Here is a 15,681-nt window from a genome sequence, read left to right as displayed (position 1 = left end):
CGCAGTCATTGAACAGGACAGGCAACGGGACGAAAATTAACGCTTGATCGCAATTACCTTATTTCGGCCGTTTTTTTTCGCCTGGTACATGGCTTTATCGGCGGCGGCAATCCAATCTTGATAGTTTGTGTAGGTGGGCTGATACATCGCGAGACCGATGCTGGCCGTGATGACGTGACCATTGAAGCGGTGTTTCAGCACATGACCTTTGGCCTCGATGTCGGCGCGCACTCTTTCCGCATATTGAAAGGCGCCGGCAGCCGTGCAGTCCAGCAGCACAAATAAAAACTCTTCTCCGCCGTAGCGGCCGACGAAGTCGCCGCTACGACTTAATTCTTGCAGGATATGCGCAACGATCCTCAAGGCCGTATCGCCTCTTTGATGACCACAATCGTCATTCAGGCTTTTGAAATGGTCGATGTCGAGAAACCCTAAAGCCATCTTGACCGGCGTCTTCTGGCCGTCTTCAAACAGGCATTGCAGATAATCGGTCAGCATTCTTTTGTTCGATAATCCGGTCAACGGGTCGATTTTTGCCTTGCTTCTTTCTTGTTCGAAGCGTTTGGCATTATGCAAGGCCGACCCCAATTCGTTGGCGATGGGGGTGATTTTGTTCAGAATGTCGGCTGGAATAGCGCGCCTGGATAATTTATTGTCGGCGTATAACACCGCACTGAGGCGATTGTTGCGCAGTATCGGGACCGAAACGAATTCACTGACGCCAACTTCTTTTAGCAGCTTATGATTTCTGTTGTATCGGTCGGAAATAATCGACGCCTGTTGAGTTCTCAGGCAGGTCAAAAGATCGCCGCTGAGACTATCGATTTTTATTGGCGTCAATTCGGCGTTATCGCCTTGCAGAGAATCGGGAAAGTAATATTTGGCGACCAGGCAGCGCTGTTTGGCCGTCATGCTCAGCATATAGATACGGTCCAGCTTAAAGATGTCGCCGATCGCTTTTAGGGTTTGCGGGACGAAGGTGTCCGGGTCCAGGCTCTGGTGAGGAATGGTCAGACTGGAGAGAAAATTGATCGATTCCTCCGCTGCCTGGGGCTCGGCTGAGTCGGGACCCGACGGTGATGATCGACTCAAGGCAATCGATGAGTGCACCAGGTTGGCGCGCAGTTGCTTAGTGCCGGGAAATTCGATGCCATAAAACACGCCAATCTCTTGCATGTCCTGGTCGACTTGAACCAATAAGGATTCCAAGTCTAGTTTTTGTAGTGCGATATATTCGAACACTATCGAAGGCAGGTTGAGCGGCATGTTGGCGGCAAAGGAGCCGATGCCGTGAATCCAAGCCAGATAGTTGGCGAAGGAGACGATGGCGATTTCTTGAACATATTTTTCGGACAACATTTCATCGATGTCCGTGGCATGATGATAGGCCACGACGGCGGTAATAATGTCCGGTAATTGCCAATCATTGCATAAGAGATAACCGACTTGCTGGTGGGTCACGCCATAAAAGTTGAGTTCGCTTGTCAAGAGCGAGTAGCCGTTTTCGACATAAGTCGCGATGAACTCGCTGTAGCTGAGCTTGCCATGATTTTCCAGCACCAGTTTGCCGATGTCGTGAAGCAATCCGGCGGTGTAGATCAGATCTGAATGTGGATAGTCTAATTTGATCGCGATCGCCTTGCTGAGAGAGGCGACGAACAGGCAATGTTGCCAGAAGAAACTCGAATCAAAATACTTGGACGCTTGGCCTCCGTGCAATTGACTGTAGAACAGCTGCCTAATCGCAATGTCGCGGATATTGGCGTAGCCCAGCATCGCAATTGCCTGTCGTATCGAGTTGATCGGTTGGGAGACATTGTAATGCGAGGAGTTGATGGTCTTGAGTATTTGCATGGCCAGCGACGGTTCTGTGTCGATGACCTTGCTCAGGTCGCCTATGTTGGTGTTTTCGTCTGTGGTCAGTTGCAACAGTTTGATCACGGCAGCAGGAATCAGCCGTAACTGATCGGTGTTGCGATTGAGAGCCTGTTGGACATTGCTCCTGAGGGCGTTGAGTTCGTGAGGCGTTATGCTCATAGGAAATTATGATGTTTTTATTGCTATTCAGCGCCGTTTTCACCGAATTATCTGTGAATCCTCTAGCATATCTGACAAAAAACTTAAGGCTATCACGGTGCAACCAGCCATTCCCATATTTGGGCATTTTTGCTGTGTTTAACCTGGTGCCGTCTTGACCCTTTGGATTGTATAATTCTTATATCCCGAACTGACGTTATGTTTAGGGCATATCCTGAGGCTTGACGGCAGCCTCCTCGCCAGACACAGCTCATGCACTGTTAGATCTTCAAATTGGGAATTGCTACGCTCAGAGACTGGATATATTGCAGGTCGCTGTGAATTGTCATAATTGTTTTATTAACGCCATGATAGGATGGAGCAAGTCTATAGACAAGGTTCAGGCGACGTCCTAACCTTGTCGGTTTTTAACCCCATTCGGAATCAGCCGTAGCAGGCTCAGACATGTCAGAGATTAATTTACATTTTCAGCTGCCTGGAAATCAGAAGATAGACAAGTTTCTCGCTAAGATCAGCAAAAAAAAAGATTTACAGATCGCTTCGCAGCAATATTCCCTGAAAACTTTTTATGACAGTTTCGATTGGCGACTCTTTAATGCCGGCGTGTTGTGTGAGTTAAACCAGTCCAAGTCGGACTCTAGGCTCACTTTAGTCGACCTGCAGAGTGGGCAACCGATCGCTGCGGCGGAAATGGATCAAGCGCCTAGATTCGCTGAAGAGTTTGCCGATGCAAGGCTCCAATCGATACTGGCGCCGCTGTTGAAAATGCGCGCCTTACTGTCGTTAACCTCATTGTCTTATCAGGCCTATCGTATCAATATCCTCAATAAAGACGGCAAGACGACATTGCGTTTGTTGATCGAAGATTATGAATTGTTGCCGGCCAGGGTGTATCTGCAGCCCATCAAAGGCTACGATAAGACGGCCAAGCGCATCAGCGCGCTGCTGGAAAAAAAGCTGGGTCTTAAGATGGCTAAAAAACCGGTAATCTATGCGGCCTTGGAATTACAGGGTCGTAAGCCGGCGGACTATTCAGCCAAGTTGGCTATTCAGCTCGATCCCAAGATGCGCGCCGATCTTTCTTGTAAATACATTTACAGTCATTTGTTGCAGGCCATCAAGGTCAATGAAGCCGGGACCATTGACGCCATCGACAGCGAGTTCCTGCATGATTTCAGGGTGGCGGTGAGAAGAACGCGGGCGGGGCTTAGCCAGTTAAAGCGAGTACTGCCGGCCGCGGTGGTCGGCAGAAACGCCGAATTTTTTGCTTGGCTGGGTCAGATTAGTGGACCGGCCCGAGATATGGATGTCTATCTATTGAATTTTGCCAGCTATCAACACAGCCTGCCGGAAGACATGCAGGGTGATCTTCAGCCCTTGTATGAGCTGATCAAAGTCAAACAGCATCAATCTCACCGAGAACTGGCGGCCAAGCTGAAGTCGGTCGAATATATCGGCAAGCTGCAGGCGTGGGAGGATTACCTGAAGGAGTCGGTCGTAAAAAGGCCGGCGGAGGCCGATGCTTTGCTGTCGATCAAACAGCTCGCCGATAAGCGCCTCTGGAGGGTTTACCGGCGCGTTTTGAATCAAGGCAACGCGATTAGCGATCAGACGCCGCCTAAGGCTTTGCATCGCTTGCGAAAAACATGCAAGAAATTGCGCTATCTGATGGAATTTTTTCAAAGTTTGTATCCGGAAAAGAAAATTAAGCGGCAGATCAAAGCATTGAAGGAACTCCAGGATATTTTGGGTGATTTTCAGGACTATCAAGTGCAGGAATCTACGCTGAAAAGATTTGCCAATGAAATGATGGCGGAGCAAACATCGGCCGATACCTTGATCGCGATGGGCGTCTTGGTGCAAAACCTGCGTCAACAACGCCTACGGGCGCGCCAGGCGTTTGCCGGGTGTTTCGACAAATTCAAGCGACCCGAAAACCAGGCGTCATTCCAGGCCCTGTTCTCAGGCAAGCTTTAGGTGGGGCTATGACAGTTATTGCCGCATACAATATCAAGGGTGGGGTGGGTAAGACATCGACCGCGGTCAATCTGGCCTATTGCGCCGCCCAACAAGGACATCAAACCCTGATTTGGGATTTGGACCCGCAGGGCGCCAGTAGCTATTATTTTCGCATCAAAGCCAAGGTCAAGGGAGGCGGCAAGTCCTTGGTCGCCGGCGATCGTGATCTCGACGCGCTGATCAAAGGGACCGATTTCGAAAACCTGGACATGCTGCCGGCGGATTTTTCCTTTCGCAATTTGGATCTGAGACTCGATGAACGTAAAAAACCCACTCGGCGTCTGCAAAAATTGCTCAAACCCTTGCGCGAGGAATATCAGCTGATTTTTCTCGATTGCCCGCCGAATATTTCTTTGCTATCGGAAGCAGTTTTTGAGGCGGCTGATATCCTGTTGTCGCCGGTCATTCCGACCAGCCTGTCGATTAGAAGCTTGGCGCAGTTGAAGCGTTTCCTCGAAGAACATAAGTTGAAAAACCTGAAATTGATGCCTTTTTTGTCGATGGCGGACCGACGTAAAAAAATGCATCGTGAGGTCATGGCCCATCTGGTGGAAGATTATCCGGAGTTGTTGGAGACGGTGATTCCTTGCGCCAGCGATATCGAGCGCATGGGACTGGAGCGCATGCCGGTTGCCGTTTTCGCCGGAAAAAGCCGCGCCAGCGAGGCCTATAGGGCCCTATGGCGGGAGGTCGAGCAGGCGATCAGATGACGGAAGCCATGACGAGGGAGGATTTATACACGGCGCCGCAGTGTCTTACTGAACCGGCTCGTTTTCCAGATCCTGATAAACGTCTTTGCTGAATCGAGGACTGCAAATGGCCAGGAATATCAAATCCTCGGCCCCGGTATTGCTGATGCGTTGCCGGCACAGCGGAGGAATCAGCACGATATCGCCGGCTTTTACGTGTTGTGCAGGCAAGTCCCCAATCTCTACGCGGCCGACGCCGTTGAGGATGCAGTAACGCTCCGCGGTATCTCGAAGCCGGTGCCAGTGGGTCGTGACGCCAGGCTCGACCCTGGCGCGGGCGATCGATACATCGGGGTCGTCATCGCTATTCGATAATTCGGTGATGAAGCATTGCTCGGCGATATAGTATTCTGCCTCCAGATTTTGTCGTTTAATCACGGCTTTCATGTTCGGAACCTCTTTCCTGTTGTTGGATTGTCACCGACTCGTCTTCAGGACAGCCATAATGTCGCCCGGTATAGGACAATAACAGCACGGCTCCGCTCAGAATCGCGATCGAAACGGTGATGCCCAGCAGCAGGTAAAGATGGAAATCGTTCGAGACCTTTTGCACATCGATGACCAAATGTCGGGACAGCGCGGTGATCGCAATATAAATCAGAAATTGCACCGGCAGTCGATGGGTCTTGAAATAGGTGCCGACCATTGCGCCCAGTTCCAGATAAATGAATAGCAGTAGTATGTCTTCCAGCGTCGCGTGGCCAGATTTCATCATTTGCAGGTAATCATAGACCGCCGACCAGACGATGGTTGCGCCGATGCCGAACAAGGCCAGGTAATGAAAGCCGTCGACCAGCAGGTCGCCGGTTTTGCGGATAGTGTTGAGCTTGTCATTCATGTCTTTGCCGTGAACTCTGACGGGAGGAAGGTCATAAATAACAGTCGGTATAAAAAAAGCAAACTATTTTTTAATGGGGAAACTGCCGTAACGTAGCAAAATGGTCGGTAGCAATAATAAATTTAGCAAGGTAGACGAGGCCAGGCCGCCGATGATGATAGCGGCCATCGGTCCCATGATTTCCCGCCCCGGATTGTCGCTGTTGAAGGCGATCGGAAACATCGCCAATGCGGTGACCAGCGCGGTCATCAGTATCGAGGGCAGTCGCTCCTGAGCACCCTGAATCATTGTGTCGATATTCCACGGTTTGCCGTCTATTTCGACCAAATGACGATAATGAGAAATCAGCATGATGCTGTTGCGCACGGTAATGCCGAATAGAGTGACGAAGCCGACGATGGAGCCGACCGATAATGCGGCGTCGCTGACGATGACGGCGGCGACGCCGCCGATCAGCGAGAATGGCAGGTTGACCAGCGTCAACAGCATGTGACGGATGCTGCCGATCGCGATATAAATAAAAATCAGCACGCCACAACCGGCTAGCAGCGAGTGCAGGATCAGATCACGGCGGGCATGGGACTGCTCCAACGCGGCGCCGGTAAATTCCGGATAGCTGCCGTTCGCAAAGCTTACCTCATCGAGCACTCGCGTTTTCAATTCCTTCATGAACGCCTCCATATCACGATCGATGATATCGGCGGTTACCGTCTGTTTGCGTTGCGCGCCTTGATGAAGGATGTTGTAACGACCTTCGCTATGGCGAATATCGGCGAGTTGGCCCAGCGTCAATAACCGACCTTCTTCGTTTCTGATCGGCAGTTGGCGCAATGAGTCGGGATTGCGACGCAGTTCGGGCGTCAACGCCACGGCGACATTATAGAGCCGGTTGCCTTGAATGTTCTTGCCGACGATACGGCCTTGATAAGCAGTCTGCAACGTCGCCATGACCTTAGCGGGTTTGACGCCGTAAAAGCGCATGCGCTCCTGATTCAAGACAATTTTCAGCATTGGCGTCGCGGGCGGCGAGCGCAATTGCACATCGGCGGCCCCAGGCAGGCTGCGTATGATGGCCGCGACTTCTCGCGCCTTGCGGTCAAGCGGGTTCAGGTCATGGCCGTATATATTGACGACGACCGGCGACGTGTAGCCGGAGATGGTTTCATCGACCCGTTCGGTCAGGAAGGTGTTGGCCTCGAACAGAATGCCGGGAAAATCACCTAATATGACGCGCAACTGCTCCAGCACCCGCTGCTGTTCGGCGCCGGACATCGGCTGCAGGCGCACTTCATATTCGCTGTAGTGACTGCCGTAGGTATCGGCGCCGCGTTCGGCCCGTCCAGCCCATTGCGAGACCGATTCGACGCCGTCTATGGTCAGGAACTGTTGCGTTAATTGTGTACCGATGCGGATCGATTCCTGCAGCGAGGTGCCGGGGATACTGGTGGTATGGACGATGTAATGACCTTCGCGCAGCTCCGGCAGGAAATTATGATCCAGGCGAAAAAAACCGGACAGGCACAGCACAAACAGCAAGACGCTGCCCAACAGCGCGATGCGGAAATGCCGGCTGACTCCGCGTAACAGGCGTTGATAAATCGGCTTGATGACTTTGATCAGCGGCGGATCTCGATCATCGCTCAGCGTGTCGCCGAGCAGCAGATAACAGAGCGCCGGAGTCAGCGTCAGTGCGACCAGCAGCGACATCAGGATGGCCAGGATATAGGAATAGCCCAGCGGCGAAAACAGGCGTCCGGCGACTCCGGTCAAGGTTAGCAGCGGCACGAACACCAAGGCGACGATGAAACTGGCGTAGACCACCGAGCTTCTAACCTCCATCGAGGCCTTATAAACCACAGTGGTTGTTTTTTCCGGCCTAGCGCTGAAACGGTTTTCTCGCAGCCGACGGAAGATGTTTTCGGTATCGATGATCGCGTCGTCCACCACTTCTCCGAGGGCAATAGCCAGACCGCCGAGCACCATGATGTTCAGGTTGACGCCCACTTCCAACAGCACGATGATCGCGCTGATCAGCGACAGCGGGATCGCCAGCGCCGAAATGAATGCGCTGCGCAAGTTGAACAGGAACAGGTAAAGGATCAACAAGACGAAGAATGCACCCAGTAGTAGATGTCCGCCCAGATTGGCGACCGAAGTCTCGATGTAATCGGCCGGTCGGAACAGATGCGGATAAAAATGGACATCCTGTTTCTGGAACAGAGGGTCGAATTCCGTTAGCGCGGCTTCCACTTGCCTCGATACTGACAGCGTATTGGCGCCGTATTGGCCTATGACCATCATCACAATGCCCGGCTGTCCCATGATTTGAGCGGCGCCGATCGGCGGTTCGGGGGCATAGGCGATGCGGCAGACATCGCCCAGCGTGATGTTGTTGCCGCCCAGGCGCTTGACGATGACCTGCTCGAATTGTTCTGGGGTGGCAGGTTGTCCGGTTAATTGCAGCGTAAAGCGTTGATTGCTGTTTTCGATGAAGCCGCCGCCGCTGAGAGCGCCGGCCTGTTGCGCGGCCGCGGCGATGTCGTCGACGGCGAGGTTGTAGCGGCGCAATTTCAGCGGGTCGATTTGTATCTGCAATTGCCGGATTTCGCCGCCGAAGACATTGACATCGGCGACGCCTGGCACCGCCAGCAGGCGTGGCACGATGCTCCAGTCGACTAGACTGCGCAATTCCATCAGGTTCTTGCTGTCGGAATTCAGGCCGATGGTCAACACCGTGGCCGAGGAGGACGATAGCGGCACTGGGACCGGGATGACGCCGGCGGGTAACTGATCACTGAGCCCAGCCAGTCGTTCACTGATTAGTTGTCGGTTGCGATAGATATCGCTGTCTTCCTCGAAGGTGGCGATGATGATGGACAGCCCCTGTATCGATTCGGAGCGCACCGATTGCAGGCCGATCAAACCGCCGATCGAGCTTTCTATCGCTTGCGTGACCAATAGTTCGACCTGTTCCGCTGGCAAGCCGGGGGCTTCCGTTTGAATCACGACTTGTTTCGGGGAAAATTCCGGAAAAATATCCAGGCCGGCGGCAGAAAAGCGGTAGCCTCCGTAACACAGCAACAGAACGGCTAACGCGATGACGACGCCGGCATGGCGGATGGAAAAGCGAACCAGGGTAGCTAGCATGAGAGGTTGAATTTTTGCATATGAATTTATTTGACCTGAGTTCGGGTTAAGAAACCAACTATGTAACTATTCAGTATCTTTCGGGTTTTAGGCAGTAGGTCATTGATTTCTCGGGACGCGTGAATACTTCCCTGTAAGCTCTGACTGCAACGTCCTGTTGCAGACAGCCCGATAAATCAATAACCTACTCCCTCTTAGTAAAACTACGCTGAATAATTACCCAACTATTAGGTAGCGCTTCCAGAAGACGACGTGTATACGTCCGCCTTCCTTGGGCGGTCAACAAAAATCGGCCATGCCGCGCACGCTTCTTCCAGAGCGACCTGATGCTGTCTTAATCCATTGTCGTATATGATTCCTTTATCCCGAACTGAGGTTGTGTTTAGGAAGCGTCTGTCGAGGGGCGGTGTTCACCCAGCCGATAAATTATTCTGAAATGTAAATGCAGCTCAAAAGCTATGGATTTGGGTGCTGGGAAAATCTCCCCGGGCGCTAGCAACTTTTGCTTTACGCTGCAAAGGTTTTCCATTAATCGTCGTCATCCTCGTCCGGGATCTGCGCGCGCAATTGCTGGGACAACAGCATTTGCGCGCCGCTGCTGACGACACGTTCACCGGCGGCAATGGTGTCGGCAATAAAGTAGCCCTCGGCCACCTCCTGGTAATGATCGATCGCACGGCGACTGAATCGCTCATCACTCAGTTTAATAAAGACAAAGGATTGCCCCAGATGCCATAGCAAGGCGCTGCGAGGAATGATAACGCCCTTCAGGCGTTCTTTCTGGCGGGGTATCCAGGCCATCAACTGCAAGCCGGCCGGCAGGTCGGCCTGCTCTATCAGGAAAAAATATTGCCGGCCTTGGCTAAAAGGCTCAACTCGCGGTGCGGCGGCGAGCAGCCGGGCGGCAAGGGCATCCCGCCTTTTGCCGCTGGCCGAGATGCGGATGCTATCGACGCTTGCAGGCAGAAGATAACCGGCCGGTAGGGTGATTTGTAATAATTGTGTCCGATGCTCGATGATATCATCGGCTTCAGGGCTAGTAGGCCGGGTGAACCAATCCGTCAGCGTGTCGCCCCATTGTTGACGGCTAGAGGCGATAATCATCCGGCGTTGCAGCGCGGCTTCTTCGGTCAACGCCTTGGCGGTTTGCCATTGCGACTGCTGTTCCTGCAGTTGTCGGGTGGAAACGGCTTCATGTCGGTGTAGGTTCCGCAAGCGGTCCATGCCGTTGCGAGACAGATTGGATTTGGCCGTGGCGCTGTTGTAGCGGGCCGCGGTGCTTAAATAGTTTTGGCGTAAGGTCAGCAAGGGCGAAATGTCCAGCACCTTGCCGTAGGCGGTGAATTCTGCGCGATAATCAGTGGGTTTTGCGCTGACGATCGCGATACCGCTTATTTGCTGAGCCTGATGGTTTAGTTGCAGCCGTAACGGGCTGTCTAGGGTCTCGCTGTCCGCGTGAGCAAAAGCGCTGACGGCTAAGCTGAAAACCAGAATAAACCAAGGTTGGCGACAAACCTGCATGCAACGGCCTCAATACAGTGAAAACTAGCGGTGAATTATACGGATAGTCAGCCTAGGAATTAAATTTTTGTTGTTTTTAATAATTAGCGCGTTATCCTTTTTGATATCCTATCCCGTTTGCAACTGAGAGAGAAAATATGACTGAGATGCCGGAAAATCTGAAATACGCGAAGACCCATGAATGGGCTAGACTGGAAACAGACAATATCGTCCGTGTCGGGATCACCGACTTCGCCCAGTCTGAATTGGGCGACCTGGTTTTTGTCGAGTTGCCCGAACTGGGCCGGCACTTAAAGCAAGGGGAGCAATGCGCGGTGGTGGAATCGGTCAAAACCGCCTCGGACTTGTATAGTCCGGTCGCAGGTGAGGTAGTGGAGATCAACGAAACAGTTAACGACGAACCGGAACAGGTCAATGAAGATGCTTTCCAGACGTGGTTGTTCGCGATCAAGGCGAGTGATCCGGCCGAACTCGAGCAGCTGATGAATGCCGAGGCCTACAGTCAGATGCTGGAAGAATAAGTTAAATAATTCACAGTCGTCAGGGGAGGCGTCTGTCCGAATAAACGATGATACAGAACATGGCAAATCATAATACGAAGGGAATTAAACGAATCTTCAATGCGTTCTTTTTTTCCCTGGCCGGATTCAAGGCGAGCTGGCAGCATGAAGAAGCATTTAGGCAAGAAGTGTTATTATTCCTGGTAACGGCGCCGCTAGCCGTGTGGCTAGGTGAAAACAATATTGAAAGGCTGCTGCTGATAGGCAGCATGATTTTGGTGTTGGTGACCGAGCTGTTGAATTCCGCGGTGGAATCGGTAGTGGATCGGGTAGGCTTGGAGCATCATGAATTATCGGGACGCGCCAAAGATATCGGTTCGGCCGCGGTTTTCTTGACGTTGGCCTGGGCGGCGGTGACTTGGATAATGATTTTAGTTTAAGGGGAATATAGATGAGTGCATTAATTTGTGGGTCCATGGCATATGACACGATCATGGTCTTTCATGACAAGTTCAAAAATCACATTCTGCCGGAAAAAGTCCACATTCTAAACGTCTCATTTCTGGTGCCGGTGATGCGTAGGGAATATGGCGGCTGTGCGGGTAATATCGCCTATAACATGAAGTTGCTGGGAGAGGAGCCGGTGATTATGGCGACCGTAGGTCATGACTTTGAACCTTATGCGCAATGGCTAAGTCAGTGTGGAATTTCCAGTGAATATATCAAAATCCTGGATGATAATTACACAGGTCAGGCTTATATCACCACCGACGAGGAAGATAATCAGATTACCGCCTTTCACCCGGGGGCGATGAACGACTCGCATGTGAATTCGGTGCCTGAAGATGCCGGTATCTGCCTCGGTATCGTCTCGCCGGACGGCAAGGAAGGCATGCAGTTGCACGCCGAACAATTCGCCGAACAGGGCATTCCCTTCATCTTCGATCCCGGTCAAGGCATGCCGATGTTCAATGACGTCGAATTGTTGCGCTTCATGGACCTGGCCAGTTACGCCACCTTCAACGATTATGAATCGGAATTGATGCAGGAGCGGACCGGTCTGACACTGGAGCAATTGGCGGAAAAAGTCGACGCCTTGATTATCACGCTGGGTGGCAAAGGTTCTAAAATCTATACCGACGGTCGTTGTCTCGATATTCCGGCCGCGAAGCCGAAGGCGTTAATGGACCCGACCGGTTGTGGCGATGCCTTTCGCGCCGGTCTATTGTATGGTTTGATCAATGAATATGACTGGGAGACTACCGGACGCATTGCTTCTCTGCTGGGCGCGATTAAGATCGAACATAACGGCACGCAGAACCATTTTTTCTCGCTGGAATCCTTTAAGGAACGTTATATCGAAAACTTCGGAACGTCATTTTGAGTTTAACGCATACCGAAAAACTGTTGGCGATCATGGCGCGGCTGCGCCATCCGCAAGAGGGGTGTCCGTGGGATCTGAAACAGGATTTTTATAGTTTGATCCCCTATACCATCGAGGAAGCCTACGAGGTCGCCGATGCGATCGAACGAAACGATCTGGATGATCTGTGCGCGGAACTAGGTGACTTGTTGTTACAAGTGGTTTTTCATGCCCGTCTCGCCGAAGAACGAGGGCTGTTCGATTTTGAGCAAGTGGCGGCGGCGATCGGCGCGAAGCTGGTCCGTCGCCATCCCCATGTTTTCGCCGATGCTTCATACGACAGCGACGAGCAGCGGCAGCAGGCCTGGGAAGAGGCCAAGGCCGAAGAAAGAAAGGCGAAAAACAAGCCCGAAGGCAATGATAGCGTGCTGGATGGCGTTGCGAAAACGTTGCCGGCCTTGGTGCAATGTGAAAAAATACAGAATCGCGCCGCCAGTCACGGTTTCGACTGGCCGGAAACCGCGCCGGTGTTCGATAAGGTCCTTGAAGAGCTGGATGAAGTCAAGGAAGCCTGGCAGTCAGGCGATCAGGGGCATATTCAGGAGGAGGTAGGTGATTTATTGCTGATCTCTGTCAACTTGGCTCGCCATCTGAAAGTGAATCCGGAAATCGCGCTGAAGGAGGCGACGAAAAAGTTTTCTCGTCGTTTTCATTATATCGAACGTCAGGTGCAGTCTTCGGACCGCGAGCTGCGCGATTGTAAGCTGGAAGAGCTCGATAGCCTGTGGCATGAGGCGAAACTCAAGACGAAGCGAAGCAGCTAAACTTCGGTTGGGTCTGGGGAAAAGCGTTAGGCAATCGACACGATGAAGATTCGGTCTATGCCGGAATCCGATTATCCGAACGAGAGGGGTATACGATGAAACGAGTATTGAATAAGGCCGGCTTGCGCCGGAGCTGGATGCTAGTTTTTTTAATGGTTCTGTTGCCGATATCGGTCGAGGCCGAGGAGGACGGCCGTTATCACGCAATAGTCCTCCATGAAGGAGGCCGCACCGGGCAGTCCGGCAGTTTCATGCCGAAGGTTTTCATTATCGATTCAAAACAGGGCCACATGTGGACCTGGGAACAGAAAACGAAGCTGCAGACTCCCAAGGGCGAGTTCGCGCTGGGAACGGTGCTGACTTATCAAGGCCAAGTCAGGCCGGGCAAACAAATAGGGGACATGGTCGATCAGGCGGTTGGCCGTTGAGAGCTTAGGGGCGTTATTCCCTGACCGGCCGCTTATCCAGCTTTCTCTGCAAGGTTCTACGATGCATATTCAGTGCTCTCGCCGCAGCGGAGATATTGCCGTCGTGCTGCATCAGCACCCTTTGTAAGTGCTCCCATTCCAGGCGCTTGATTGACAGCGGGTTTTCGCTGATGGCCACCGAGGAGTCGCCTTCATTTTTGAATAGGGCGTTGACGATTTCGTCGGCATTGGCGGGCTTGGTCAAATAGTGTATGGCACCGAGTTTGATCGCTTCGACGGCGGTGGCGATGCTGGCGAAGCCGGTCAGGATGACGACTTGGGTGTTGCTGTCCAATGAAATCAGTTTCTTGACCATTTCCAGGCCGGAATCGTGGCCGATACGCAAATCGATCACCGCATATTCAGGCTCGGTTTGCTCGGCCAACAGGATGCCGCTTTTAACGTCATGGGCGACGCTGACTTGGAAATTTCTCTTCTCCAATGCTGGTTTTAGTACCGAACAAAATGTTTCGTCGTCATCGACTAATAATAATTGTGGTTTATCCGACTCCAATGTCGTCATCTTGAGTCTCCGTCGCTAGTATTGGCAGGGCGATTTCAATGCAGGCTCCGCCGGCTTCGAGGTTGCTGAACTGTATTGTACCGCCTAGGCGTTTGATTGTGGAGTAGGTTAAGAACAGTCCTACGCCCATGCCTTGTTTTTTACTGATGACCGGTTGCTGGCCGACCAGGTCTAGATATTCGGACGGTAAGCCTGGGCCGAAGTCGCGGATTTTAAGATGCAGTAATTCTCGGTCCCAGTTGGCGTGGAATTCGATGCCTTCATGGTCCGGCGTGGCTTGGGCGGCATTGTTGAGGATGTTAATGATGGAATGAGTCAGGGTGCGTTCGGCGATAATCCTGGCCTCCATATAATTATCCGGGGAAACGAACAGGTTCAGTTTTGTCGAGGGGTTATGGGCGCGCCATTGATTGAGCACTTCGTCGATATATTGAGTTAACAGCATGATTTTACCCGATTCGGCGCGCATTTCGCCGGCCGTGGCGGACATCACCGATAACGCCTCTTTGCAACGGTCGATTTGTTGTTGCATGATAGTCATTTTCTGTTGTAGATCCGGGTATCGATGCTCGGGAAATTCCTGTTGTATCTCATGAGTCAGGATCGCGATAGTGCCTAATGGCGTCCCCATGTCGTGCGCGGCGCTGGCGGCTAGCGTACCTAACGAAACGACTCGTTCGTCGCGCAACGCGCTTTCGCGGGCATCGGCCAGATTGCGCTCCCTTTCCTTTAGCGTGTTGGATAATTCAACGACGAAGAAGGCGACCAGACCGGCGCTGAAAACAAAACCGAACCACATGCCGAAAATATGCAGGTTAAAATAATTCTTATCGCTCATCATATGCAGTTGATGACTCATTTCCGGCGTCAGGAACTTGGGGTCGGGGACATGCGGTTCGATTGCCGGCAACGGAATATTGAAGCCGATCAGCACGGTGTAAATGGATGAGGTCAGTATCACCATATTCCAGACATAAGCCTGTGGCAACATGATCGCGGTGATGATCAGCGGTAACAGAAACACCCAGATGATCGGGTTGGAAGCGCCACCGGTCAGATAAAGCAGAGAGGCGATGGCAAGCACATCGATCGATATCTGGGAAAAAATTTCCAGGTCGGTGACTACCTCCTCAGTTTGCAGGCGCATCCAGGTGTAAAGATTTACGGCGGCAATCGACAATATCACTAGCCATAATTGTTCCTGCGGCAGCTTGATGCCCAGTCCATAAGTGGCCAGAAAAATTAATAGCGCTTCCGCGGAAATCATAAGATTCCTTAGAATAAACAACCACTTGAGGTTTTCTCGTATGGAGATTTCGGATTTGGGCAGGACTTGTGAAAACATTAATTTAAGTTTAATTGCGGGTAACTATTCAGTATCTTTCAGGGTTTAGGGAGTAGACCATTGATTTCTCGGGACGCGTGAATACTTCCATGTAAGCTCTGACTGCAACGTCCTGTTGCAGACAGCCCGATAAATCAATAGCCTACTCCTTCTGATAAAAATACGCTGAATAATAACAATTGCGGATTATTTAAAACAGGCGATATTAATATAATATATAAAGAGGGGACAGATGCGACAATATGTCACATTTTAATTTGCCTGATGCGTTGCTACTATTTACTATAACTTTTAGGGTCTTACAGTTAAAAGTTGCGCTATATTTTCCTAATTTTTATAGGCAGTTAT

General features: G+C 51.7%; 14 protein-coding genes. 7 read left to right on the top strand and 7 right to left on the bottom strand.

The window, feature by feature from the left end; genetic code table 11:
• Nucleotides 1–36: 36 nt before the first annotated feature.
• Nucleotides 37–2,037: an HDOD domain-containing protein gene (locus Q9L42_RS02005; RefSeq protein ID WP_349431801.1), complete on the bottom strand. Its 2,001-nt coding sequence runs from the start codon at nt 2,035–2,037 to the stop codon at nt 37–39.
• A 444-nt stretch (nt 2,038–2,481) separates the two neighbouring features.
• Between Q9L42_RS02005 and Q9L42_RS02000 the strand changes: the two genes are divergently transcribed.
• Both Q9L42_RS02000 and Q9L42_RS01995 read left to right on the top strand, forming a co-directional pair.
• Nucleotides 2,482–4,014, top strand: a complete 1,533-nt coding sequence (locus Q9L42_RS02000; RefSeq protein ID WP_349431800.1) for a CHAD domain-containing protein — start codon at nt 2,482–2,484, stop codon at nt 4,012–4,014.
• 8 nt (nt 4,015–4,022) lie between these two features.
• Nucleotides 4,023–4,766 (top strand): ParA family protein, encoded by a 744-nt coding sequence (locus Q9L42_RS01995; protein WP_305910098.1) that lies wholly within the window; start codon nt 4,023–4,025, stop codon nt 4,764–4,766.
• 45 nt (nt 4,767–4,811) lie between these two features.
• Here the strand turns inward: Q9L42_RS01995 and Q9L42_RS01990 are convergent, their stop codons facing one another.
• The 4 genes from Q9L42_RS01990 to Q9L42_RS01975 form a co-directional block, all read right to left on the bottom strand.
• Complete coding sequence (locus tag Q9L42_RS01990; protein ID WP_305910099.1) at nt 4,812–5,192, bottom strand: cupin domain-containing protein; 381 nt, start codon at nt 5,190–5,192, stop codon at nt 4,812–4,814.
• Nucleotides 5,176–5,643, bottom strand: a complete 468-nt coding sequence (locus Q9L42_RS01985) for a phosphate-starvation-inducible protein PsiE (protein WP_305910100.1) — start codon at nt 5,641–5,643, stop codon at nt 5,176–5,178. The genes Q9L42_RS01990 and Q9L42_RS01985 overlap by 17 nt, the downstream gene beginning before the upstream one ends.
• Before the next feature lie 63 nt (nt 5,644–5,706).
• Complete coding sequence (locus Q9L42_RS01980; protein ID WP_349431799.1) at nt 5,707–8,790, bottom strand: efflux RND transporter permease subunit; 3,084 nt, start codon at nt 8,788–8,790, stop codon at nt 5,707–5,709.
• A gap of 528 nt (nt 8,791–9,318) precedes the next feature.
• Nucleotides 9,319–10,311: a hypothetical protein gene (locus Q9L42_RS01975; RefSeq protein WP_305910101.1), complete on the bottom strand. Its 993-nt coding sequence runs from the start codon at nt 10,309–10,311 to the stop codon at nt 9,319–9,321.
• Between the two features lie 137 nt (nt 10,312–10,448).
• Here Q9L42_RS01975 and gcvH point away from each other — a divergent pair, with 137 nt between their 5' ends.
• From gcvH to Q9L42_RS01950, 5 genes are all read left to right on the top strand, one after another.
• Nucleotides 10,449–10,832, top strand: a complete 384-nt coding sequence (gene gcvH / locus Q9L42_RS01970) for a glycine cleavage system protein GcvH (RefSeq protein WP_305910102.1) — start codon at nt 10,449–10,451, stop codon at nt 10,830–10,832.
• Between the two features lie 59 nt (nt 10,833–10,891).
• A complete protein-coding gene (locus Q9L42_RS01965; RefSeq protein WP_349431798.1) occupies nt 10,892–11,251 on the top strand; it encodes a diacylglycerol kinase in 360 nt (119 codons plus the stop codon).
• An 11-nt stretch (nt 11,252–11,262) separates the two neighbouring features.
• A complete protein-coding gene (locus tag Q9L42_RS01960; RefSeq protein WP_305910104.1) occupies nt 11,263–12,195 on the top strand; it encodes a carbohydrate kinase family protein in 933 nt (310 codons plus the stop codon).
• Nucleotides 12,192–12,998, top strand: a complete 807-nt coding sequence (gene mazG / locus Q9L42_RS01955) for a nucleoside triphosphate pyrophosphohydrolase (RefSeq protein ID WP_305910105.1) — start codon at nt 12,192–12,194, stop codon at nt 12,996–12,998. Before Q9L42_RS01960 ends, mazG begins: the two co-directional genes overlap by 4 nt.
• Nucleotides 12,999–13,093: 95 nt before the next feature.
• Entirely contained in the window at nt 13,094–13,426 is a 333-nt protein-coding gene (locus Q9L42_RS01950; protein WP_305910106.1) for a hypothetical protein, read from the top strand.
• Between the two features lie 13 nt (nt 13,427–13,439).
• Here the strand turns inward: Q9L42_RS01950 and Q9L42_RS01945 are convergent, their stop codons facing one another.
• Nucleotides 13,440–13,988 carry a response regulator transcription factor gene (locus Q9L42_RS01945; protein ID WP_305910107.1) on the bottom strand — a complete coding sequence of 183 codons (549 nt, stop codon included), beginning with the start codon at nt 13,986–13,988 and terminating at the stop codon, nt 13,440–13,442.
• Nucleotides 13,966–15,333: an ATP-binding protein gene (locus Q9L42_RS01940; RefSeq protein WP_349431797.1), complete on the bottom strand. Its 1,368-nt coding sequence runs from the start codon at nt 15,331–15,333 to the stop codon at nt 13,966–13,968. The genes Q9L42_RS01945 and Q9L42_RS01940 overlap by 23 nt, the downstream gene beginning before the upstream one ends.
• Nucleotides 15,334–15,681 lie beyond the last annotated feature (348 nt).

It is taken from the genome of Methylomarinum sp. Ch1-1 (assembly GCF_030717995.2).
Lineage (GTDB): Bacteria > Pseudomonadota > Gammaproteobacteria > Methylococcales > Methylomonadaceae > Methylomarinum > Methylomarinum roseum.
This window is presented reverse-complemented; position numbering and strand designations above follow the sequence as displayed.